This window comes from Candidatus Poriferisocius sp. (assembly GCF_965219775.1).
GTDB lineage: Bacteria > Actinomycetota > Acidimicrobiia > Acidimicrobiales > Bin134 > Poriferisocius.
This window is the reverse complement of the sequence record NZ_OZ244793.1, coordinates 1,724,444-1,745,741: the sequence shown is the minus strand read 5'-3', so window position 1 is coordinate 1,745,741 and position 21,298 is coordinate 1,724,444. Positions and strand designations below refer to the sequence as shown.

The 21,298-nt window shown below is 67.0% G+C and carries 22 protein-coding genes; 12 read left to right on the top strand and 10 right to left on the bottom strand.

The genetic code is table 11. The features are described from left to right. Positions 1 to 15 precede the first annotated feature (15 nt). Positions 16 to 543: a (2Fe-2S)-binding protein gene (locus ACOQPQ_RS07795; protein ID WP_420638875.1), complete on the top strand. Its 528-nt coding sequence runs from the start codon at positions 16 to 18 to the stop codon at positions 541 to 543. On the opposite strand, the gene ACOQPQ_RS07790 is transcribed toward ACOQPQ_RS07795, so the two are convergent. The 4 genes from ACOQPQ_RS07790 to ACOQPQ_RS07775 form a co-directional block, all read right to left on the bottom strand. Further along, positions 507 to 4,322: a hydantoinase B/oxoprolinase family protein gene (locus tag ACOQPQ_RS07790; RefSeq protein WP_420640376.1), complete on the bottom strand. Its 3,816-nt coding sequence runs from the start codon at positions 4,320 to 4,322 to the stop codon at positions 507 to 509. The two genes, ACOQPQ_RS07795 and ACOQPQ_RS07790, sit on opposite strands and share 37 nt — an antisense overlap. 30 nt (positions 4,323 to 4,352) lie before the next feature. Then, complete coding sequence (locus ACOQPQ_RS07785; RefSeq protein ID WP_420638874.1) at positions 4,353 to 5,489, bottom strand: UDP-galactopyranose mutase; 1,137 nt, start codon at positions 5,487 to 5,489, stop codon at positions 4,353 to 4,355. Between the two features lie 535 nt (positions 5,490 to 6,024). After that, positions 6,025 to 6,465: a type II toxin-antitoxin system VapC family toxin gene (locus ACOQPQ_RS07780; protein ID WP_420638873.1), complete on the bottom strand. Its 441-nt coding sequence runs from the start codon at positions 6,463 to 6,465 to the stop codon at positions 6,025 to 6,027. 14 nt (positions 6,466 to 6,479) lie between these two features. Beyond that, the gene (locus tag ACOQPQ_RS07775; protein ID WP_420638872.1) at positions 6,480 to 6,635 is read right to left on the bottom strand and encodes a hypothetical protein; all 156 of its coding nucleotides are present in this window, start codon (positions 6,633 to 6,635) and stop codon (positions 6,480 to 6,482) included. 179 nt (positions 6,636 to 6,814) lie between these two features. Between ACOQPQ_RS07775 and ACOQPQ_RS07770 the strand changes: the two genes are divergently transcribed. Beyond that, positions 6,815 to 7,426, top strand: a complete 612-nt coding sequence (locus ACOQPQ_RS07770; RefSeq protein ID WP_420638871.1) for a hypothetical protein — start codon at positions 6,815 to 6,817, stop codon at positions 7,424 to 7,426. A 313-nt stretch (positions 7,427 to 7,739) separates the two neighbouring features. Here the strand turns inward: ACOQPQ_RS07770 and ACOQPQ_RS07765 are convergent, their stop codons facing one another. Both ACOQPQ_RS07765 and ACOQPQ_RS07760 read right to left on the bottom strand, forming a co-directional pair. Further along, entirely contained in the window at positions 7,740 to 8,324 is a 585-nt protein-coding gene (locus ACOQPQ_RS07765) for a hypothetical protein (RefSeq protein ID WP_420638870.1), read from the bottom strand. 183 nt (positions 8,325 to 8,507) lie between these two features. After that, positions 8,508 to 9,731 (bottom strand): cytochrome P450, encoded by a 1,224-nt coding sequence (locus ACOQPQ_RS07760; RefSeq protein WP_420638869.1) that lies wholly within the window; start codon positions 9,729 to 9,731, stop codon positions 8,508 to 8,510. Positions 9,732 to 9,807: 76 nt separating this feature from the next. On the opposite strand from ACOQPQ_RS07760, the gene ACOQPQ_RS07755 reads away from it, so the two are divergent. From ACOQPQ_RS07755 to ACOQPQ_RS07725, 7 genes are all read left to right on the top strand, one after another. Next, entirely contained in the window at positions 9,808 to 11,058 is a 1,251-nt protein-coding gene (locus ACOQPQ_RS07755) for an ABC transporter substrate-binding protein (RefSeq protein ID WP_420638868.1), read from the top strand. A gap of 104 nt (positions 11,059 to 11,162) precedes the next feature. Beyond that, positions 11,163 to 12,260: a branched-chain amino acid ABC transporter permease gene (locus ACOQPQ_RS07750; protein WP_420638867.1), complete on the top strand. Its 1,098-nt coding sequence runs from the start codon at positions 11,163 to 11,165 to the stop codon at positions 12,258 to 12,260. Between the two features lie 3 nt (positions 12,261 to 12,263). After that, positions 12,264 to 13,373 (top strand): branched-chain amino acid ABC transporter permease, encoded by a 1,110-nt coding sequence (locus ACOQPQ_RS07745; protein ID WP_420638866.1) that lies wholly within the window; start codon positions 12,264 to 12,266, stop codon positions 13,371 to 13,373. Between the two features lie 92 nt (positions 13,374 to 13,465). Beyond that, positions 13,466 to 14,200 (top strand): ABC transporter ATP-binding protein, encoded by a 735-nt coding sequence (locus ACOQPQ_RS07740; RefSeq protein ID WP_420638865.1) that lies wholly within the window; start codon positions 13,466 to 13,468, stop codon positions 14,198 to 14,200. Positions 14,201 to 14,202: 2 nt separating this feature from the next. Next, positions 14,203 to 14,910: an ABC transporter ATP-binding protein gene (locus ACOQPQ_RS07735; RefSeq protein ID WP_420640375.1), complete on the top strand. Its 708-nt coding sequence runs from the start codon at positions 14,203 to 14,205 to the stop codon at positions 14,908 to 14,910. Positions 14,911 to 14,928: 18 nt separating this feature from the next. Continuing rightward, positions 14,929 to 15,603, top strand: coding sequence for an SDR family NAD(P)-dependent oxidoreductase (locus tag ACOQPQ_RS07730; RefSeq protein WP_420638864.1), 675 nt, complete (start codon positions 14,929 to 14,931; stop codon positions 15,601 to 15,603). Then, positions 15,596 to 16,150: a VOC family protein gene (locus ACOQPQ_RS07725; RefSeq protein WP_420638863.1), complete on the top strand. Its 555-nt coding sequence runs from the start codon at positions 15,596 to 15,598 to the stop codon at positions 16,148 to 16,150. Before ACOQPQ_RS07730 ends, ACOQPQ_RS07725 begins: the two co-directional genes overlap by 8 nt. 77 nt (positions 16,151 to 16,227) lie before the next feature. Here the strand turns inward: ACOQPQ_RS07725 and ACOQPQ_RS07720 are convergent, their stop codons facing one another. Genes ACOQPQ_RS07720 through ACOQPQ_RS07705 form a run of 4 tightly spaced genes read right to left on the bottom strand, consistent with a single transcriptional unit; the run spans position 16,228 to position 18,930 of the window. Continuing rightward, positions 16,228 to 16,485 carry an FAD-binding protein gene (locus ACOQPQ_RS07720; RefSeq protein WP_420638862.1) on the bottom strand — a complete coding sequence of 86 codons (258 nt, stop codon included), beginning with the start codon at positions 16,483 to 16,485 and terminating at the stop codon, positions 16,228 to 16,230. 54 nt (positions 16,486 to 16,539) lie between these two features. Next, a complete protein-coding gene (locus ACOQPQ_RS07715; protein WP_420638861.1) occupies positions 16,540 to 17,721 on the bottom strand; it encodes an FAD-dependent oxidoreductase in 1,182 nt (393 codons plus the stop codon). Between the two features lie 46 nt (positions 17,722 to 17,767). Further along, complete coding sequence (locus ACOQPQ_RS07710) at positions 17,768 to 18,121, bottom strand: nuclear transport factor 2 family protein (RefSeq protein ID WP_420638860.1); 354 nt, start codon at positions 18,119 to 18,121, stop codon at positions 17,768 to 17,770. A 47-nt stretch (positions 18,122 to 18,168) separates the two neighbouring features. Then, the gene (locus ACOQPQ_RS07705) at positions 18,169 to 18,930 is read right to left on the bottom strand and encodes an SDR family NAD(P)-dependent oxidoreductase (protein WP_420638859.1); all 762 of its coding nucleotides are present in this window, start codon (positions 18,928 to 18,930) and stop codon (positions 18,169 to 18,171) included. Positions 18,931 to 18,996: 66 nt separating this feature from the next. Between ACOQPQ_RS07705 and ACOQPQ_RS07700 the strand changes: the two genes are divergently transcribed. The 3 genes from ACOQPQ_RS07700 to ACOQPQ_RS07690 all read left to right on the top strand — a co-directional run bounded on the left by ACOQPQ_RS07700 (position 18,997) and on the right by ACOQPQ_RS07690 (position 21,283). After that, positions 18,997 to 19,212, top strand: a complete 216-nt coding sequence (locus tag ACOQPQ_RS07700) for a ferredoxin (protein ID WP_420638858.1) — start codon at positions 18,997 to 18,999, stop codon at positions 19,210 to 19,212. A gap of 72 nt (positions 19,213 to 19,284) precedes the next feature. After that, positions 19,285 to 20,058 (top strand): SDR family NAD(P)-dependent oxidoreductase, encoded by a 774-nt coding sequence (locus ACOQPQ_RS07695; RefSeq protein ID WP_420638857.1) that lies wholly within the window; start codon positions 19,285 to 19,287, stop codon positions 20,056 to 20,058. 31 nt (positions 20,059 to 20,089) lie between these two features. Next, positions 20,090 to 21,283 carry a cytochrome P450 gene (locus ACOQPQ_RS07690; protein ID WP_420638856.1) on the top strand — a complete coding sequence of 398 codons (1,194 nt, stop codon included), beginning with the start codon at positions 20,090 to 20,092 and terminating at the stop codon, positions 21,281 to 21,283. Positions 21,284 to 21,298: the final 15 nt, after the last annotated feature.

Here is a 21,298-nt window from a genome sequence, read left to right as displayed (position 1 = left end):
TGCCGTAACCGCCTGATGAGGGCCACGCAACCGGTTCGGCTGCGGGCCAACGGGGTGGACTACACCGGCGAGGCGGAACCCCGCACCACGTTGGCCGACTTCCTGCGCCGTCAATGCGGCCTCACCGGCACCCACGTGGGTTGTGAACACGGGGTGTGCGGCACGTGTACCTTGCTGGTGGACGGTGCCGCGGTGCGCTCGTGCCTGTTGCTGGCGGTGCAGGCCGACGGGTGCGAGGTGACCACCATCGAGGGGCTGGCGGATAATTCCGATCGGGCCAACCCGGTGCTGGGGCCGGTGCAGCAGGCGTTTGCCGACGCCATGAGCTTTCAGTGCGGCTTTTGCACGCCCGGCATCGTGATGTCCACGGTGGCCTGGCTCGACGCCCGACCGGAGGGGTCCGACGCGCCCACCGATCACGAGATCCGGGAGTTCCTGGCCGGCACCCTGTGCCGCTGCACCGGCTACACCAGCATCGTCGAGGGCGTCCGCCTGGCCGCCGCCCGCTACTCGGCCTCGGAAGCGTCGGCAGCGGCGCCGTGACCCCCGCCTCCGGGGGTGGCGATCTCGAGGACGTCGCCGGGGGCCACCTCGGTGCGGAACACGCCGGGCAGGGTCTCTGTCGTGCCGTCGGCTCGCAGGATGCGGTTGATCCCTACCTCGCCGGGTGAACCACCCTGGATGCCGTAGGGGGCCACCATCCGCCGGGACGACAACACGTTGAGGCTCATGGGTTCGCAGAACCGGACCCGGCGCACCACCCCGTCGCCCCCTCGTCGGGCACCGGGGCCGCCGCTGCCTCGCCGGACGGAGAAGTCCTCCAGCACAACCGGGAAGCGTTCCTCCAGCACCTCGGGGTCGGTGAGCCGGGAGTTGGTCATGGCGGTGTGGACGGCGTCGCACCCGTTCCGTCGGGCGGTGGCCCCCGCCCCGCCGCAGACGGTTTCGTAGTACTGGTGGCGCTGGTTTCCCCACACCACGTTGTTCATGGTCCCCTGGGAGGCGGCTACCGTGCCCACCGCCCCGAACAGTGCGTCCACCACGAGTTGCGACGTCTCCACGTTGCCCGCGAACACGGCTGCCGGGGCCACCGGACTGAGCAGGCTGGGCGACGGCACCACCAGTTCCACCGGGTCCAGGCACCCGCTGTTGAGGGGGATGGCGTCGTCCACCAGGCAGCGCAGGACGAACAGCACCGCCGCCCGGCACACCGGCAGCGGGGCGTTGAAGTTGCCCGGATGGGGGCCGCTGGTGCCGGTGAAGTCGACGGTCAAGGCCCGGCGACGGCGGTCGATGCGCAGAGCCACCGCCACTTTCGACCCGTCGTCGGCGTCGGCGGTGAAGGAGGTATCGGTGAGCCGGTCGATCAGGCGGCGGACCGAATCGGCGGCGTTGGCCCGGACGTGGCCCATGTAGGCGTGGACGGTGTCCAGCCCGTAGTGGCCGATGACCTCGGCCAGGGTGGTCGCTCCCTGGTGGCAGGCGGCGAGCTGGGCCTTGAGGTCGGCGATGTTGACGGCAGGGTTGCGGGCGGGCCACGGGGCTTCGGTGAGCAGGGTCCGCAGCTCCGTCTCCCGGAAGCGCCCCTTTTGGGCCAGCACCTCGGCGTCGAGCAGCACGCCCTCCTCGGCGATGTCGGTGGAGTCGGCCGGTGCCGAGCCGGGGGTGGTGCCGCCGATGTCGGCGTGGTGGCCCCGGGCGGCGGTGAAGAACAACACGGTGTCGCCCTCGGAGTCGAACACGGGCATGACCACGGTCACGTCGGGTAGGTGGGTGCCGCCGTCGTAGGGGGCGTTGGTGACGAAGGCGTCGCCCGGGGCCATGTGGGGGTGGCGGGCGATGATCGCCTTGACCGCCATGTCCATCGAGCCCAGGTGTACCGGCATGTGGGGGGCGTTGGCCACCAGCTCGCCGTCGGGGTCGAAGACCGCGCAGGAGAAGTCCAACCGCTCCTTGATGTTCACCGAGGAGGCGGTGTTCTCCAGCGCCACCCCCATTTGCTCGGCAACGTTGGAGAACAGGTTGTTGAAGATCTCCAGCATCACCGGCTCCACCTCGGTGCCGACCGCGGCCCGGTGGCGGGGCACCCGCCGACGCAGCTCCAGTTCGCCGGCGGGGGCCACCGTGGCCGCCCAACCGGGCTCGACCACCGTGGTGGAGTGGGGATCAACGATCACCGCGGGACCGTCCAGGCGTGCGCCGGGCCGGAGCGCGCCGCGGTGATGGAAGGGGGTCGACCGGGTTGTGCCGTCCACCCAGGTCTGATGCCGAGCCGCCGGGTGTGGTGTGGCCGATGGGCCGGTGGGGGGCCGATCCGAGAGGTCGGTTGCTGTTCCGGTGGGGGGCCGATCCGAGAGGTCGGCCAACAGCGTGGTTTGGCCGACGGCTTCGACCTGGAGGGACTCCAACACGACGGTCGCTTCGGGTGAGACGAAGCCGAATCGTCTGCGGTGGGCCTCCTCGAACGCGGCCACCACTGCTCGGCATCGGTCGGCGGTGCTCTCCGGGTCGGAGCCGGCGCCGGGCTCCGCCACCGTTCCCGCAGCTACCTCCAGGGCGGTATCGGTCCCCTCGTAGCGCAGGAACAGCCCGAGATGCACGGTGACGGCGGACAGGGCCTGATCGGCGGCCACCTCGGCCCGGGTGGAGGCCGCCAGCTCGGCGACGGCGGGAGCCGCATCGGCCAGCACCTCCTCGGTGAGCGGGCGGCCCACGGCCCGTTCGGCCACCGATCGCACGTCGGCCAAGCCGATGCCCAGCGCCGAAAGCACCCCGGCTCGGGAATGGATCAGGACCGTGGACATGCCCAGTTCGTCGGCCACCCGACAAGCGTGCTGGCCGCCGGCGCCGCCGAAGCAGGCCAGGGTGTAGGCGCTCACGTCGTGGCCTCGCTGCACCGAGATGGTCTTGATGGCGCCGGCCATGTTCTGCACGGCCACGGCCACGAAGCCCTCGGCGGCCCGCTCCGGTGTCCACGGTTGACCAGTGGCCTCGGTGATGGTCCGGGCCAGGGCATCGAAGCCGATACGGGCGGCGGCGGCGTCGAGGGGCTGGTCGCCGTCGGGGCCGAACACCGCGGGGAAGTGGTCGGGGTGCAGCCTGCCGAGCACCACGTTGGCGTCGGTCACGGTGAGCGGCCCGCCGTTGCCGTAGCAGGCCGGTCCGGGGTCGGCCCCGGCGGAATCGGGGCCGACGCGAAAGCGGCTGCCGTCGAACGACAGGATCGAGCCCCCTCCGGCGGCCACGGTGTGGATCAAGATCATGGGGGCCCGCACCCGCACGCCGGCCACCACCGCGTCGGTGGTGCGCTCGAAGCGGCCGTGGTAGTGGGAGACGTCGGTGGAGGTGCCGCCCATGTCGAACCCGATCAGGCGGTGGTGGCCCGCGGCCTCGCCGGTGCGGGCCATGCCCACCACTCCGGCCGCCGGACCGGACAACAACGCGTCCTTCCCCCGGAAATGGTCGGGGTGGGCGAGGCCCCCGTTGGACTGCATGAACTGCACTCGCGGCTGTGGTCGGGGTGGTTTTCGCGCGGGCTCGCCAGTGCTGGATTCCCTTTGTGGGAGCGCTGAGTGCTCGGGGGCGTCCATCCGGTCTTGCAGCGAGCGGATGTGGCGGCGCAGCACCGGGGTGAGGTAGGCGTCGGCCACGGTGGTGTCGCCCCGAGGTACCAGACGGATGAGCGGGTTCACCTCGTGGCCGGCCGAGACGTGCTCGAAGCCCAAGTCGGTCGCGATCTCGGCCACGCGGGCTTCGTGGTCGGGGTAGCGGTAACCGTGCATGAGCACGATGGCCGCTGACCGCAGGCCGGCCCGGTGGGCCTCGGCCAGTTGTTGCCGGGCGTCGTCGGTGTCGAGGGGGCGCTCCACGGTGCCGTCGGTCCGGATCCGTTCGTCCACGGCGATCACCCGTTCGTACACCATGTCGGGCAGCACGATGTCGAGGGCGAACAAGTCGGGGCGGGCCTGGTAGCCGATGCGCAGGGCGTCGGCGAATCCCCGGGTGGTGACCAGCACGGTGGGCTCGCCTTGGCGCTCCAACAGGGCGTTGGTGGCCACCGTGGTGCCCATCTTCACTTCGGCGATCTGATCGGTCGGGATCGGTTGGCCGGGGTCGAGGCCCAGCAACCGCCCGATGGCCTCCACCGAGGCGTCGGGGTAGCGGGGGCTCTGCGACAACAGCTTGGCGGTGGTGACGGTGCCGTCGGGCCGGCGGGCCACCACGTCGGTGAAGGTGCCCCCCCGGTCGATCCAAAAGCTCCATCCCGCCGGTGGGGGTCCGGCCGCCTCGGGCCCGCTGCCTCCGGTTCCCGCGGTGGGTATGGGGGGTGGCGCTGGTGGGTCCACGGCGGGTCAGCCCGCCAGATCGGCGGCCACCCGGTCGGCCACCGCCATGGCGTCGGCGATGGCCTCGTCCTGGTTGATGTAGCGGTAGGTGGCCAGCCGCCCGGCGAAGTAGACGGGTATGGGCACCCGTTCGGCGATGGCGGCGGCCAACTCGGCGTTGCGGCGCTCGTTGGCCCCGTCGGCAGTCAGCACCGGATAGTGGCGGTGGGGGGCGCCGGGCATCTCCTGGCTGACCACCGTGCCCCCGATGTGCTGGCCGGTGGCGTGCTTGGTCTCCACCGTTCGTGTGTAGGGCACCCGCAGCGACGGCCGGTTGGTGACGTAGGCCGGGGTGACCACCCCGGCGGGATCGTCGGTGGGGGAGTAGTGGGACACCATCTCGATGCCCCGCCACTCCAGCTCGCCGGGACAGCGGGCGAAATCGTCCAGCGCGGCGGTGACGATCACCGCGTTGTAGTCCCGGGCCAGGTCGTCGGCGTGGTCCACGGAGACTTCGGTGTTGAGCGTGACCGCCACGGTGGACAGCACCGACTCGATCACCTCGTTGATGCCCTTGGGCGGGAAGTACTGCCACCGGTCCCGGAACAACCCCCGAACGCCGTCTCGGCGCAGCTCCACCCGTTTGGGGGCGAAGCGGGCGGACAGCTCGGTGGCCGGGCGTCCCCACTGCTTGGCGGTGTAGTCGCGGATGAACAGGTCGTACAGGGTGCGGCCCATCATCGACACCACGTAGTCCTCGAAGTTGTCGCCGTTGGGCGTCGGCGGCAGGTCGGCCAGCTCCCGCTCCACCGTGGGCCACACCGGCAGCGCTTGGAGTTCGGCCACCTGCGGGGGCCACGACAGCAGTCGGCCCTCGTGCTCCTCGTCGTCGGGCGAGAGGTACACCTCGGTGAGTACCTGGTGGTCGTAGGGTCGGGTGAGGCCGTGGGAGTTCACGAATCGGTTCACCGCCGGATCGGAGGTGTGGAAGATGTGGGCCCCGTTGGGCTCGTAGACCACGCCGTGCAGGGTCTCGGCCCGGGAGTGCCCGCCCACCACGTCGGCCTTCTCCAGCACCTCCACGGCCATTCCGGCGTCGGTGAGCAGGCGACCGGCCACCGCACCGGTCCACCCGGCCCCCACGATGCCCACCCGGTGCCTCACCGGGCATTCCTCGATGGGATTGGCGCCACGGTGCACTCCAGTCGAGCGCCTCGGGTAGGTGGGGGCCGGTCGGAGAACACCGAAAACCGACGATAGCCCAGGAGTCGCCCATATTGGACTACGGGATCACCCCGCCCCCGTGGTCGCCCATGGGGCTTGTAGCTTGGGGAGATGGCACCGAAGCCCGGCGTCGCCGCCGATCACCCGCCTCCCTTCGATGCAAGCGACGATTCTGCGCAGGTCTGGCCCGACTTGCCGGATTTCGAACTCTACAACCACACCTACATCGAGAGGAGCGGTCCATCGCGTTACCGCTCCAAGGAACAGCGAGGGCCACTGTTCGACAAGTTGCGCTGGCCCAGGCTCTTTCGGCGTTCAGCGTCCGTCTCGCGTTGATGTGTCCTGGCTCACGGCTCGTCAGCAAGCCTGAGAATTCAAGGGTCGGAAGGCGACTGTGCTGGAACCGATTGCACTGGTGAGGGAGGGCGGGCTCCACCGGTGGTCGGCAATGCCGTAGGTGGATCAGGAGACGCTTCTAATGGTCCTCCGGGGTGATAATCCGAATTGACAAACCGGGCGTGGCGGCAAGCCGTTGGTCGAGGGTGGCCAGCACAACGTCGCTGCGTCGATCGTCTGACATGAGGCGCTCGACGAGTGCCACATACGCGGCGTCGTAGGCAGTGACGTTGAATCGCAGTTCCCAGATTCGACGGGCCATTGTCTGAGTGATCTCACGGCGTCGGGTAGGTAGCTGAAGAAACATGTCGATGGCGTGAGCAGCGAGATCGTTGGAGATTGCGTCTTTGGCGTTCAGTTTTCGCAGCGCACTGATGACTTCGAGGTAGGTAAGATTGCGGACAGTCTCTACCAATTCACCATTGGCGAGTTCGGTCAGCCAAGAGCGGTACCGGTCCCCATCTGGGCCGGTCTTCGTAAGTGCTTCGACAAGCAGTGATACATCGGCGACGACCAACATGCTCGTCGGACCGCTCAGAGGTTGCTGGCGTCGCGGTCCTTGCGCACGGCGTCGACCACTTCTTCGGTGGTGGCGGTGGATGTCCCCGGAGCGGTCGACTTCACCCGTTCGAAGAACTCCGCCAGGGTCTCATCGCGATTCTCCGGTGCCGCCGTAGTCGTCTTCGCCACCCGACAATCAAACCATACCTGTGTCATTTGACGCAACGGTTGACGATTGGTGGCGACCCTCCCCAGTGGGCAGGGAGTTGCGGCGCGGGGGTTGCGGCAAGGGTGCAGGGGACTCCAGTTGGGCGTCGGGGGATCGTTGTCCGCGCTGCGTTGGCTGCGGGGGCTTGTAGGTTGGGGAGATGGCACCGAAGCCCGGCGTCGCCGCCGATCACCCTGGCCAGGTTTCTGATGGGGAGGCGTTGGAACTGTCGGCGGTGGAGCGGCGGATTTTACAGGCGTTGTCCAATCGGCCCTTGGGACTGTGCAGGGCGTCGTCGGTGGCGGTGGCTGCCGAGGTGGGCCGTGATGAGGTGCAGCCTGCCCTGGACCGGCTGGTGGAGTTGGGTTTGGTGTCGGGCACCGAGGAACCGATCCGTTCCCTACCGGTTCGACGTGAGGTGGTGTGGCGCTTGGAGGTGGTCGAGGCGTGGTGGCGGGTGCCGGAGGTGCTGAAGTGGGCTCCTCGGCCCAAGATGAAGTCCGCGCCCATGCCCGATTGCGTGCCGGACAGGTTTCGTCACTTGTTCTGGTGGGGTGATCCCAAGCTGTGCAAGCTGCCTCGCGATGCCGTGTTTGTGGCGGAGCAGATTCTCACGTCCGATGACGTCACGTCATGGAATTGGGCGCTGTCCCGGCTGCCGTGCGAGGCGCTCGAACGGGTGGCCGAGCGCCCCCACGTGCCCGAGGACCGCAAGCAGGTCATTCGCTCGACGTTGGCGAGGCGGCGTGACGAGCCTGTCAGAACTCTCTGACGTCATCGCCACCCTCGATCTCATTCTGGGTGAGGAGTAGTTTGCTGCCGGCCGCAGAGAGCGGTGGAGCCGAAGCCGAAGGCGGTGAGCACTATGAGCCGGGCTGGTTCCCCGCGAGGTTCGACTAGCCATGTTCACCCTACACCAGACGAATTGGGGGTGTACTCCAGTTGGCACACAAGCCACACTCCACTTTGCAGGGAAGTCACACTCCACTTTGCAGCAAAATCACACTCCATTTTGCAGACTGTGGAACACCAGGTTTCAAGGGCCGCAGGGGGGCTGAAGCAGACGGAGGGGCAGGCGGGGGTGATCAGCTCACTTCGAGTTCCATGACCAGGTCGCCGTGGTGGTGGGATTCCACCTCGAAGATGCCGGGGATGTCGGACTCGAAGGTGAGGATGCCAGGTCGGCCGGGGGCGAACGGCACCACCAGGTCGTAGCCGTGGATGTGCAGCTCGTCGGTGGTATCCCCGTTCACGATGATGGTGACCGTGTCCCGGGCCTTGATCCGGACCCGCCGCACCCCGTTTACCGGCTTGCCCCCGGCCAGTTCCACTTCGATGGTGGTGCCAGCCGTGGCAATTGGTGACGCCTCCGGGGTGGGCTGGATTGTCGGCTCGGGGGAGGGCGCAAGGGTCGCTTCCGGCGTGGGTTCGAGCGTGGTCGCGAGTGCCGGTGTTGGGACTGCCGTCGGCTCGGGGGAGGGCGCAGCAGTTGGGGACGGCTCGCTGGTGGGCTCCGGGGTGGTCGTGGCCGGCTCCGGGGTGGTCGAGGGTGTGGAGGTCGCTGTCGGTGGGGGGACGGCGGCATCGTCGTCGTTTCCGCAGGCGGCAATCAGCAGGCAGAGTGCGGCCAGCATCCCGAGCATGAGGCGCGGGCCAAGGGTGGATTTCATGGAGACTCCTCTCGACAGAACGCGTTCAGGTCAGATGGTCAGAGCACGTAGAGCGGGAGGACCGCCAGGCGACGGGAAGAGGCCGATGAACGGTTCCATACATCGCCCCAGCCGGGCCAGCGCCCATGGCCAGCGAGCCATAGCCAACGAGCCGCTCCGAGCGCACCGACCCAACCCATCCGATCAACTGGGAAGTTGCGGCGCGGGGCTGTCGAACACCACGGGGTAGCGGGCGAAGTACGGGCGGGTGGTGGAGGCGTCCATTTCCGGGGGGTCGTCGGGGTCGGGGCGACACCCGTGGTCGAAGAGGGTTTGCACGGCGACGGGCACCAGTCCGAAGAGGTGGGCGTTGGGGTCGTCGCCGTCCATGAACGTGACTCCGGCCGCCAGGTCCTGGCCGATGCAGGCGTGCATGCCCTGCCCGAAGCTGAGCCCCCAGGGAGCCACCCCGTCGGCCAGCTCCCGGTCCGGGTTGAACTCGGTGGCGTCGTCGCCGAACACCGAGGGATCCCGGTTCACCGCCAACAGATCCAGGGTGACCCGATCGCCCTGGGCAATGGCCACGCCGCTGGACAACCGGGCGTCGGCCTGAGCCCACCGCATGCCGGTGGGGCTGGAGGGCTGCAGCCGAATGGTCTCGTGGGTGCATCGCTGCACGAACAGGCGGTCGTCGCGCACCCGGTGCTCGTCTTCGGGATGCTCGGCCAGCCAGCCGAAGATGTTGTGAACCACCCGGTTGAACGCGGTGGCCGAGGTGTGGGCTCCGGCCAGCAGGTAGAAGGCGATTTCCCGGCGAATGGTCTCATGGGTCAGTTCCAGCCGGTCCTGGTTGTGCATGAGCACCATCAACACGTCCTTGGGCAGATCATCGGCCGTGAGTTCCTCGGCCTCGTGCTGTTCGAGCAGCTCCCGACGCCGAGCCATGCCAGGGGCGAGGAACTCGGCGTCGAACGCCTCAAGCGCGGCCAGGACTTCGGCCGCCTTGGCCTCCTTGTCACCCGTGTAGTGGGCCAGGGTGGCGCCCTCGATGAACGTGGTCAGGTAGTCGTACAGCCGGAAGGTCTCCTCGGGGGTGCCCTGGGGCCGGTCCACCCCGGCGGTGAGCGCAGCCAGGTTCATCATGAGCTGGTGTCCCAGCGTGACCAGCTCGGCCTTGCCCTCGGCCAGGTAGGGGGCCAGGGTCGATTCAATGATGGGTGGGAACAGGTCCTGCTCGTACAGGGTGAAGGTGTCGCGGCGGAACAGGCGGTTCTCCAGGCGGCGGCGGTCCCGGTGCTCGGCTCCGTGGAGGTTCACCACCACATCGCTCATGATCACCTCGCCGGCGTCGTACAGAGCCTGGCGCAGATCCCGGTTGCGGTAGCAGTCCCGGGCATCGGCGAACGTGGTCACGGTGATCTCTGCCATCGCCAATATGTTGCCACAGTGAGAATCTCTGTTAGGGTCTCGAACTTGTGAACGTCCATTGGATGGAGGGGAGTCCATGTCCAAGTTCCTGAAACTCTTGGCGCTGCTGTTCGCAGTCGCCCTGATCGCCGCCGCCTGCGGCAACGACGACGATGACGCCGCAGGTCCCGCCGGCTGTGGTTACGCCACCGACGGTGACGTGCGCGGGGTGGACAAGGACGCCGGCGTGATCACCATCGGCACCTCCCAGCCGTTCACCGGCCGAGCTGCCCCAGCTGGGGAAGGCCTGCTAGGTGGCTTGCAAATGGCGGTGGACGAGGTAAACGCCAAGGGCGGCATCGATGGCTGCACGTTCGAGTTGGCCTGGGAGGACGACCGCTTTGAGATCGAACAGATGGTTATCAACGTCCGCAAGATGATCGAACAGGACAACGTGTGGGCCTTCGTGGGTACTGCTGGTTCGCAAGCCATCCCGTCCACCTATCCCGACATCGAGGCCGCGGGCACGCCCTTGTGGGGCCCGGTGTCCCCCGCCGACCAGGACATCCAAGAGGTGTACCTCACCAACCCCACTCGTACCGAACAGGGTCGTATCTGCATCGACTACTTCGCCGAGCAGGGGGTGACCAAGGTGGCCGCCATCGGCCAGGACAATGAGTTGGGTGAAGAGGCGTTCAACGCCATCGACCAGCAGGCTCCCGTCCATGGCATGGAGATCACGGCCAAAGAAGAGGTTGAGGTGCTCTCCGACGTTGTGGGCCCGGCAGTGCTGGCCGTGATCGACTCCGGTGCCGAAGCCGTGTTGACTGCGCTCGACAACGCACAAAACGCATTGGTACTAGACCGATTCCTTGAGGCTGGCTTCGACGCCCCAGTCTGTTCTGACGCCGGTTCCTCTGGTGCTGGAGGCCCGAACACGGTGAGCTTGGCCAATCCTGAGGCCGCCAATGGGTACCTCGGTGCTTTGCAGGTTGCACTGCCCGACTCCCAGGCCCCGTTCGTGCAGAACTGGAGCGCCCTTTGGGATGCTTACGACGGCCCTGGCAAGGAGGGTGGGGCTCCCAACTTCAGCCTCCAGACCTATTCCATAGCCGCGGCCTTCTTCGAGTTGGTGGATCGGCTGGACGGCGACTACTCCTATGACAACTTCCACGCCACCGCAGAGGCCCTGGCCGGTGATCCGATCTTGGTACCCTCGATCCCGCCAATTGCCTGCCGGCCCCTCCCCAGCGGGCACAGTTGCGCTTCCGGCGCAGGCGTGGCCCAGTACAACGCCGAAACGGATTCTTGGACTCAGGTCCGGGACTTTCTGCAGCCGGCGAGCTGAACGAAGCCCAGGCCTGGGGCGGGGACCGCTCGCCTAAGGCCGAGGCGCCGATGTAAACCAGCATCTTAGCGTCTAGGGCTTGCAGCATCTGAGGGGGAACCGGAGTGGATCAACTCCTCGACCAAATTGTAGTCGGCCTTGAGGCCGGATCGGGTTACAGCTTGATTGGCTTGGCCATCGTGGTCATCATGAAGGCCACCGACGTGCCCAACTTTGCCACTGCGACGATGGGCTTGCTGGCCGCATACATGGCGTGGTTCCTGTCCACCGATCCGGAGAGGGGCGGAGTGGGTTGGCCGTTCTGGCTGGCCATCGTGATCGGCCTAGCCTTTGCCGCAGCATTTGGAGCTGTGACCCAATTCCTTGTTATTCGACCGTTGACCGGTCTATCCAACCAGCCTCTGGCAGTAGTCGCTTCCCTGGGGTTAGGAGCGTACAGTGTAAAGTTCTTGAGAGGCGAGGGCTTACCTTCATTTCTAGACTGGTTCCCGGTCACTAGCGAGGGTTTTCCTTTGGTGGTGGCAGTCATTTTGGCCATCATCACTGCAGTATTGACCTACCTTATGCTCCGCCACTGGGTGAAGTCCTTGGCCAAAGTAGATCACTTTCCGCTGCTCTTACTGACCATCGGGTTGACCTATGTCTTGGAGGCATCAATTGAGCTTGGATGGACTGCCAACCCGAAACGCTTTGACGCCCCCTGGTCGGGAAAGACCTTCGAATGGGGCAACACTACAATTGGCTGGGATGAGGTGATCACCATTGCAGTGGGCTTGACTGTCGCCTCAGGCTTGGCTTTGTTCTTCCGCTCCACCTGGGGAGTGCGAATGAGAGCCATCGCCGAGGACGGCCCCACCGCCCGGATGCTGGGCATCAACGCTGGTGCGGTGTCGCTCATTGCCTGGGCGATCGGCATCTTTGTGGCCGGAGCGGGCATGATTCTCAAGACCAGCTCTACAGTACTGGAAGCAACCGGCGGTGAGAGGTTGATCCTTCTAGGCTTTATTGCTGCCGTGCTCGGTGGATTCACCTCTCTAGGGGGGACTTTTGCTGGTGGTCTGCTGGTGGGCCTGGGCGAGGCCCTAGCAGGCGGGCAGATAAGCACTAGCCTGCAGCCCACCATTGCCCTGCTCGTGGTAGTGGTGGTGTTGTTGGTGGCTCCTGGCGGCTTCAGTCGCATCGCCCGGACCCGAGAGGTGTAGTCGATGTCTGTGGCAATGGACTCTTACCGCCCGCTCTATCCCCCCAAGCCAGCTGGCCTGCGCCGGTACCATGAGCAGTTCGCCACCGTGGCCATCTTCGCGTTTATGGCGCTCTTGCCCTGGGTTCCCATCTTGGGTTGGACGGACATCTTTGACAGCAGCGGTGACTACGGACGCGGTAACTTGGCACACGTCTTTGCATTTGGTGTCGCAGCGGTGGGCTTCAACCTCCTGGTTGGCTACTCGGGAACCCTGGGTCTGGCTGTGGCCGGTCTCTTCGCTATAGGGGCGTACGGCACGGCCGTGCTGACGGGCCCAAGTGATGCCCGAGAACAAATAGTGGGTTACGACTGGCCATTCTTCCTGGCCCTGCCGGTGGTGTGTTTGGCCGCTGCCATCATTGGTGTACTGGTGGGCTTTCCCGCCGCCCGGCTGAAAGGCTTCTTCCTGGCCATTGCCACCTTGGCTCTGGGCTTCTTGATCATTGACATAATCCGGCTCGATGACAAAGTATGGAGTGGTCTTAAGACGAATGGGGGTACGGGCAAACAGGTGTCCCTGTTCTTGATACCAGGTCTGGATCGTGTGCTCAGTGTCTACATGCTCTCCCTTGGTGCATTCATGCTCATAATGGTATCCTACGTCATTTTGACCAAGAGTCGCTTGGGGCGCACCCTGAAGGCAGTGCGCGACATCGATATCGCCACCGGCCCCCTAGGAATATCCTCCACCTACTACAAGCTGGTGGCCTTCGGTCTGTCGGCATTCGCCGCCGCGTTGGGCGGGGCCATGTGGGCCCAGAACTACGCGTTTGCCAATCCGAGCTCTTTCAAGACCCGGATGCTGGTCTATCTGCTCGTGGTGCTGATCGTGGGTGGCTTGGGCCGCAAGTGGGGTCCGCTGATCGGAGCATTGTTTTTTGTTTACTTGCGCCAGAGGCTACAGGAAACCCAAAAGTTGCTGTTCTTGTTGTTGGGCATAGTCCTGATGCTTACTGTGCTTGTCCTACCCAGTGGTCTTGCGTCATTGCCCAAGCGCATACGGGACAGCCGAGGAGTCAAGGATCTCCAGCGACGCTTGGAGAGTCTTATGAGTCTTTCGCCATGGGCGTGATCGACCCCTCTGAATGGGTGGCGGACAAAATCCCGCCAGGTACAGCATCTTTAGCCATTAGCGACCTGCATGTCGCTTTCGGTGGTAACCAGGTGCTCGAGGGGGTTGACCTGCACTTCACCCCAGGCTTCAACGGGCTCATCGGTCCCAACGGAGCGGGCAAGACCACAGTGTTTAACGTGATCTCCGGTTACGTGCGCAGCAGTCGAGGAACGGTTCGCCTGCACGGTGAGGACGTTCTGTCCAAGTCTCGCACTCAGCGGGTGAAGGCCGGTATCGGCCGCACCTTCCAGTCACCCCGGCTCATCCTTGATGCCACCGTCATGGAGAACACCCTGTTGGGACGGCATCACTTGTTCCGGTGGGGGCACCTGGCCGAGCTTCTGTTGTTCCCCCCGCAGCGTCGCGAGGAGACCGAGGCCCGACAGATCTGCATGGACATGCTCCACCGATTCGGGCTGGCCGACGCCGCCCACGAGGAAGCCGGGGCGCTGTCGCTGGGTTCGCAGAAATTGGTGGAGGTGGCCCGAGCCTTGGTGGCCGATCCCACCGTGGTGCTACTGGACGAGCCGGCCGCTGGCCTCGGTGCCGATGACGTGACCGTGCTGTTGCGGGGGCTGCGAGGGATCGTGGCCGAGCGGAAATTGTGCGTCATCATCATCGAGCACGATCTGCAGTTGGTCACCAGCCTCTGCCCGAAGATCAGCGTGCTGCACTTCGGCAAGATCATCTCCGAGGGCAGCCCCGAGCACGTGACCTCCGACCCGGCGGTCATCGAGGCCTACCTCGGTCACGGATTCAAGATGGAGGCGGGAGGGCCGGGCTGATGTTGCTCGAGATCGACAACCTGGTTTCGGGTTATGGCCGCCTCGAAGTACTACACGGGGTGTCGCTCACCGTGGATGAAGGCGAGATCGTGTCGGTGTTGGGGGCCAACGGAGCGGGCAAGACCACTTTGTTGCGTACCATCTCCGGCGTGCTGGACACCTGGTTGGGGTCGGTGGTCTTTGACGGGGAGAACCTGGGCAGTCTGGCCATTGAACGCCGGGCCAAGCGGGGGCTTGGTCACCTACCGGAGGGGAGGGGCATCTTCCAGAACCTGTCGGTGAGGGAGAACTTGGAGCTGGGCTTGGGGCTGCGAACCGATGGGGCCGCCGCCATCCGCCGTGACCGTGACCGGCTGTTCGACTTGCTGCCCGCTCTGGCCGAGAAAGTCGGTGATCCCGCTTCCTCCCTGTCGGGGGGTCAGCAGCAGATGCTGGCCCTGGCCCGGGCCATGATCACCCGGCCCAAGCTGCTGATGATCGACGAGCTGTCGTTCGGCTTGGCCCCCAACCTGGTGGGCCAGCTCTTCGACTTGGTGGTGGATCTCCGCGCCGAGGGCGGCACCACGTTCTTGCTGGTGGAGCAGAACGCCGGGGTGCTGGAGGTGTCCGACCGAACCTACGTGCTGCGCACCGGCAACAACGATATAAGCGGGCCGTCGGCGGAGTTGCGGGCCTCCCACGATTTGGTCCGTTCCTATTTCGGCCACTGAGCGGTGATACCGCCTCGGGTGCTGGTGACCGGTGCCGCCTCGGGCATAGGAGCCGAGACGTGCAGGGTGCTGGCCGAGAATCACTGGAACGTGGTGGCTGCCGACGCGAACCCTGACGAGGGTGCCCTTGAGCTGGACGTGACCGAAGAGGCCGCCTGGGACCACGTGCTCGATGAGGTGGGTTCGCTGACCGGATTGGTGAATTGCGCCGGTATTCGCACTCGGGGTGCCATTGTGGATGTCCCGGTGTCAGAATTTGAACGCCATCTCCAGGTCAACGTGGTGGGCACGTGGCTGGGCATTCGGGGATTCCTGCGTCGCCACCGGGAGGGCGCAATCGGGGCCATCGTCAACGTGTCGTCGGTGAACGCCGAGATCGCCGTGCCCGGGCAGGCTCACTATGTGGCCTCTAAAGGGGCGGTCTCGGCGCTGACCCGGGCGGCGGCCGTGGAGGCGGCTCCCCAGGGGGTGCGGGTAAACGCGGTGGCTCCCGGTCCGGTGCGCACCCCCATGACCGCCGAGCGGCTGGGCGATCCCGACCAGGCGGCCTGGTTGGACGCCCGGGTGCCCATGGGTCGGGTGGCCGAACCTGCCGAGATCGCCGAGGCGATCGCCTACTTGTTGAGCGAGAAGGCGTCGTATATCAATGGGGAAGTTCTGTTCGCCGACGGGGGGTGGCACGGTCATGCCTGAATCGAATCCCGGCTCTGGGGCCGGGCCAGCGGGGGAGAAGCTCCAAGGGTTGTTGCCGCTGGATGACTTCTACCACTTCGGGGTTGTGGTCAATGACCTGGATGCGGCCATGGCCGAGTGGAGTGCTGTCCACGGGATGCAGTGGGCCGCACCGCAGCACCGGCAATTCCTGGTGCGCCAGCCCAACGGCGTGGTGCAGGCCGACTTCCGGTTCACCTACTCCATCGACGGGCCGCCCCACATCGAGTTCATCACCGGCACTCCCGGCACAGTGTGGGATCCGTGTACGGCGGGCGGCGTCCACCACTTGGGCTACTGGAGCCACGACCTGGTGGCCGATGCCCAGCGCCTGGCCTCCGGCGGCTTCGAGCCCCTGGCCTCCTACGACGCCCCCGACGGCCGCCCCTTGGGTTTCACCTACCACTGGCTCCCTGCCACCGGCCTGCGAGTGGAATTGGTCGACGCCGCCCGCCGCCAAGCCTTCCTCGACTGGCTGGCCGGCGCCGACTTCCCCGCCGCCACCGACCCCGGCGGTATGTCCGGCTGATACACCACTAGCCGTGCCGAGAGACGACACGGCCAACACGGTCGAAGGCTCACCCGCTTGGGGCCTCTCAGGATTGATCAGGTTTGGCCGAGGCCGAGGGCGTGCTCAACGCTGATCTGTCCGAAGCAGAACGCTTCCGACAGGTTGGATCCGTCGCCGGGGTAGAGCAGGCCGGTGGCCTGACCCAGTTCCCCGGCGCCGTAGAGACCGGGAATCGGCTGGCCGAAAGCGTCCAAAATCCGACCGTGTCGATCCCGTCGGGGCCCACCGGTGGTGTTTGACCCCCCGGGCCACAAGGGCACGCAATGGAACGGTGGCTGCTCGATGGCCACCATGGTGCTGGGGGGCCGTCCCCAAGAGTCGGGCTCCCCACTACGACACAACCGGTTTTAGTCAGCCACAGTTGCTGCCGCCCGAATGGCGGCAGTCGGGCTCATGCCGGCCGCCTCCCCAGCCTCGGCGATGGAATCGCCGGAGGCGATCCAGCCCCGGTTGATCTCAGCGGAGTTGTCTTCGCTCCAGTCGTACAGGCCAACCGCCACCGCGCCGAAATGGGTGTAGGTGAGCGGCCCGGCTTGCCGCCGTGACTCGTCGAAGAACCAATAGCACGGCACCCGGGGCTGAGAGTTGGTGGCCGGGTCATAGGCCAGCAATTCGTAGTAGAAGTCGTGGCGCAACTGGGCTTGGTGGTGCTCGTTGGCAAACCGATGGCCCGCCCGGTCGCAAATCACATAGCCGGGTGGGTCGATGCCGATGATGAAATTGACCGGTCGGCCGTCGAGATCGAAGTGGCCGATCGCCCGGCCGATCATCTGATTCATGTGCCAGAGGGACGCCCCCGCCTGCTGAGCCATGCGCACACCGTCGCCGGTGTTGTTGGGGTTGCCGTAGAAGTGGACGGGGTAGGTCCGCAAGTGGTCCCGCTTGAGTTCTTCGTCGAACTCGTAGCCCCCGCAAGCCAACACCACTGCGTGTCGTGCCCCCACCGACACCGACCGACCGTTGCTCGATGCGGTGAGTCCTGTTATCCGTCCGTGGTTGTCTTGGGTCAGCCGGTCCCCGGCCGTACCCCAAAGAATGGGAATGCGGCGCCGAAGCACCGCCGCCGACAGGCCCTCGAAGAGTCGGGGCCCTGCGCCGGCCGCCGCGGCCAGTCGCTCGCCCACCCCGCCCGGTTGCACGGCCACGATGGCTTCCGCCCCTTCGAAGTCCGGGTGCTCAGCGCCTGCGGACGGCACCATGTCCAGACCCCCGATGACCTCTTGGAACCACCAAGGGAGGTGGGTAGCCCGCTCCGCCCAGGCCTGGGATACGTCGAAGGGGACCATGCCTGACGCGCAAGCATCCAGATAGCGGGCCGCCGCGGCCCCGTCGGTCGCCGTCATCACCATGCCCCCCGACATCCGGGTCGACGGGGTGTGTTGGTGTTCCGGGTTCTTGTCCAGAAGCACAACGGAGGCTCCGCCGTCGTGGGCGGTGATGGCTGCCGCCGCGCCCGCTGCCCCGAATCCCACCACCACGACGTCGACGTTCATGTCCACCCCGTCGGGGCCCACCGGTTGTGGACTCATGGGGTTGCTGCCCCCCTTGACTTCATCCCGTCGGATCGACCGGGCATCAGAAGTCGGGGGTGTTGAGGGTGACGGTTTGGCGGGTGATGAGGCCGTTGGTCACCTCGAAGCGGTCGGTGCCGGAAGTGCCGTCACCCGGGCCGCCAACCAATCTCCAGGCCACGGCCACCTGGTCGCCGTCGAGTCGGGGCTCGGCAAACTCCACCTGGCCCTCGCCCAGCCGGTCGGGCACGGTGGCGAAGTATCCGGCGATGGCGTCACGGCCCTCGTAGGTCACGTCCCGCACCAACACGGCGTCGGCGGCATAGTCGGCGGCCATGGCCTCGGGATCGCCGGTGGCGACCGCGCCGAGATGATCGGCCACCACCGCCAGGGCCTCCCGATCCCGGGGCTCACCCACGGATCGCCGCCGCCCTCGGGCCGGTCGGATCCGGCGAGGCGGGAGGATCAGGCATTGGTCACCCCCAGGCTCAGACCGCCGTCCACGGTCAGCACCGCGCCGGTGGCCCACTCGGCCCGCAGGAGGTACTCGAACGCCTCCGCCACCTCCTCCACGGTGCCGATGCGGCCGAGGGCATGGGCGGGCCCCAGTCCCTCCAGCCGAGCCAGGGCCTCGTCGTCGGCCATGAGGCCGGCCCGTTGGTTGATCTCGGTGAACACCGCCCCCGGTCGCACGCACCCCACCCGCACCCCCTGAGGACCCAATTCGGCGGCCAACACCCCGGTGAGGGCCTCCAGCGCCCCCTTGGTGGCGGCGTAGGGGGCCACACCGGGAAACGCCCGCTGGGTGTGTACCGACCCCACGAACAGCACGCACCCCTGACGCTCCCGCAAGAGGGGCAGCGCTTCGCCCACCAGCATCATGCCCCCCACCACGTTGGTGTGGAACACCTCCAGCAGGGCCTGCTCGTCCAGCTCGTCGATCGGGCCCCGGTACATGTTCCCGGCGTTGCTGATCACCCCGTCCAACCCGCCTCCGTGGGCAGCCGCCGCTCCGATCATGGCCGAACGATCAGCAGCCACCGTCACGTCGCCGGCCACGGCCCGCACCCCCGACCCCAGCCGGGCAGCCACCGCTTCGATGCGATCCGGTCGCCGCCCGGTGATGGTCACCCGTGCCCCCCGACCGGCCAGATGTTCGGCCGCCCCTGCGCCGATGCCCGAACCCCCGCCGGTGATCAGCACGGACATCCCTTCGACAGCTCTCATCGCTCTGCGACCTTACCGGGCCTCGCCCGCCCCGCGGCGACCACGACACGCCACTAAGTTGGTGCCATGGGTTACCGGGTGGAGATCGACCAGGACGAGTGCATGAGTTCGGGCCGCTGCGTGGCCGACTACCCTGCGGCGTTCGGCTTTGACGACGACGAGCTGGCCACCGTGTTGCCCACCGTCGGCAACCTCACCGACCAGCAACTTCTGCGGGCTGCCCGCAACTGTCCGTCCCGGGCCATCAACGTCCTGGATACCGACGGCAACCCCGTGGAATAGCGCCGACGCTCCACGCACCACGAACGACCGTCACGACCGCGGCGCTGCTCGGGCGCACTACAGTGAGCCCTCGTGGCCAGATCAATCATCGTGACCGGAGCGGGAACGGGCATCGGCGCCGAGATCGCCCGGCAGGCCGCTGCCGGCGGCTACCGGGTGGGAGTGCTGGACCTCGACGAGGCCGCCGCCCGAAGCACCGCCCAGTCGCTGCCCGACGCGGAGGCCCTGGTGGCTTCCACTACCGACGCCCAAGCGGTTGACGGAGCGCTCGATGCCTTCGGCACCCCCGACGTGTTGGTGAACAACGCCGGCATCGTTCGCTTCCGCCCGTTGCTCGAACACCCCGAGGCCGACTGGCGGGCAGTGGTGGACGTGAACCTCACCGGGCCGTTCATCTGCGGTCGGGCCGTGGCCCGCCGCCTCATCGCCGAAGGGCGAACGGGGTCCATCGTCAACATCTCCTCGATCAACGGCATCGCCCCCGGCCCCAATTCCGGGGCCTACAGCCCCACCAAGGCGGGGGTGATCCAACTCACCCGGCAGATGGCCATCGAGTGGGGACCGCAGGGCATCCGGGTCAACTCGGTGGCCCCCGGCATCATCGACGACGGCATGTCCGCCCCCGTTCTGGCCGACCCCGAGGTGCGGGCCACCCGATCGGCCCGCACCCCCAGCCAGCGGTTGGGCACCGCCGCCGACATCGCCCAGGCCGCCCTGTGGCTGTGCTCCGATGACGCCGACTACGTGAACGGCCACACGCTGGTGGTGGACGGCGGGGTGGTGTCCACCGTGCTGGCCGGTATGCCCCGCCCGGCGTCCATAGACGGCGTTGCTGCAGGCAACTGAGTCCCACAGCCCACCGAGGAGGAAGCCCCCAATGACCGAGATCACCCTCACCCGATTCGACGATGTGCGCGACGCCTATCGCCAGAAGGGACTCAAGCAGGCTCTGTACGACGCGGCCGGGGTGATCATGGCCGACACGCTGCTCACCCTGTGGGGTGACGATCACCGGAAGCGACGCCGGCTGGAGAACCGGCTGTTCCGCCGGGACACCTTCGAGCACTACGAGCGGGACCTGCTTCCCGGCGCGGTGGACGAGGTGCTCGACCCGGCGGCCGCCGCCGGTCGGGGCGACGTGGTGCCCTTGGCCCGGCGCATCGTGGTGAACCTCACCGCGGCCGCCGCCGGTGTGGATCGACCGGAGGGAACGCCCGCCGAAACCGACCGCCTGTACTCCTACGGAGTCAAGTTCAGCGAGGGGGCCACCGCCGTCCACAGCACCCGGGATCCCGAGGAGCTGAAGGCCGAGGTATCCGACGCGCTGGACCGCTGGGACGAGGACTTCTTCGCCCCCTCCCTGGACCGCCGCACCGAAATGTTCAGCCGATTCGCCGCCGGTGAGATCACCGAGGACGACCTGCCCAGAGACGTCCTCACCGTGTTGGTGCGCAACCAGGACGCCCTGGACCTGCCCCGAGACGTGATCCGCCGGGAGGTGGCCTTCTATCTCCTGGCCGGCATGCACTCCACCGGGGCGGCCACCACCCACGCCGTCCACGGCGCGTTCGGCTGGTTCGAGGACCATCCCGACGACCGCCGCCGCATCATCGACGACCCCGTGTTCCTCCAGCAGTGCGTCCACGAGTCGATGCGGCTGCACCCGGCCAGCCCGGTGGCCCGCCGGGAGGCGATGGAACCGGTCACCATGCGCGACGGCACCGAGATGGCCGTGGGCGACACGGTGGTGATGGATCTGTGGTCGGCCAACCGCGACCCCGAAGTGTTCGGTGACGATGCCGACCGCTTCAACCCGCTCCGGGAGATTCGAGACGACGTCCCCCGGTGGGGCCACACCTTCGGCGGGGGACGCCACGCCTGCATCGGCATGGAACTCGACGGGGGTGTGCCCGCCGACGAGGCCACCGGCGCCCCCATCTTGTTGGGCACGGTGGCGCTCATCCTGCGGGGTCTGTTGGCCCGCGGCGCCCAACCCGACCCCGACGACCCCCCCGAGCAGGACCCCAACATCACCCGGGTGTGGTGGGGACGCTACCCGGTGCGGTTCTGAGCACCCCGCCCCGAG

What these genes read in the sequence shown, in the direction of transcription:
- ACOQPQ_RS07770 (WP_420638871.1), top strand. Translation starts at nt 6,815, where the DNA reads ATGGCACCGAAGCCCGGCGTCGCCGCCGATCACCCTGGCCAGGTTTCT.
- ACOQPQ_RS07745 (WP_420638866.1), top strand. Translation starts at nt 12,264, where the DNA reads ATGTCTGTGGCAATGGACTCTTACCGCCCGCTCTATCCCCCCAAGCCA.
- ACOQPQ_RS07760 (WP_420638869.1), bottom strand. Translation starts at nt 9,731, where the DNA reads ATGGCAGAGATCACCGTGACCACGTTCGCCGATGCCCGGGACTGCTAC.
- ACOQPQ_RS07700 (WP_420638858.1), top strand. Translation starts at nt 18,997, where the DNA reads ATGGGTTACCGGGTGGAGATCGACCAGGACGAGTGCATGAGTTCGGGC.
- ACOQPQ_RS07765 (WP_420638870.1), bottom strand. Translation starts at nt 8,324, where the DNA reads ATGAAATCCACCCTTGGCCCGCGCCTCATGCTCGGGATGCTGGCCGCA.
- ACOQPQ_RS07795 (WP_420638875.1), top strand. Translation starts at nt 16, where the DNA reads ATGAGGGCCACGCAACCGGTTCGGCTGCGGGCCAACGGGGTGGACTAC.
- ACOQPQ_RS07715 (WP_420638861.1), bottom strand. Translation starts at nt 17,721, where the DNA reads ATGAGTCCACAACCGGTGGGCCCCGACGGGGTGGACATGAACGTCGAC.
- ACOQPQ_RS07755 (WP_420638868.1), top strand. Translation starts at nt 9,808, where the DNA reads ATGTCCAAGTTCCTGAAACTCTTGGCGCTGCTGTTCGCAGTCGCCCTG.
- ACOQPQ_RS07720 (WP_420638862.1), bottom strand. Translation starts at nt 16,485, where the DNA reads ATGGTGGCCATCGAGCAGCCACCGTTCCATTGCGTGCCCTTGTGGCCC.
- ACOQPQ_RS07705 (WP_420638859.1), bottom strand. Translation starts at nt 18,930, where the DNA reads ATGAGAGCTGTCGAAGGGATGTCCGTGCTGATCACCGGCGGGGGTTCG.
- ACOQPQ_RS07725 (WP_420638863.1), top strand. Translation starts at nt 15,596, where the DNA reads ATGCCTGAATCGAATCCCGGCTCTGGGGCCGGGCCAGCGGGGGAGAAG.
- ACOQPQ_RS07780 (WP_420638873.1), bottom strand. Translation starts at nt 6,465, where the DNA reads ATGTTGGTCGTCGCCGATGTATCACTGCTTGTCGAAGCACTTACGAAG.
- ACOQPQ_RS07690 (WP_420638856.1), top strand. Translation starts at nt 20,090, where the DNA reads ATGACCGAGATCACCCTCACCCGATTCGACGATGTGCGCGACGCCTAT.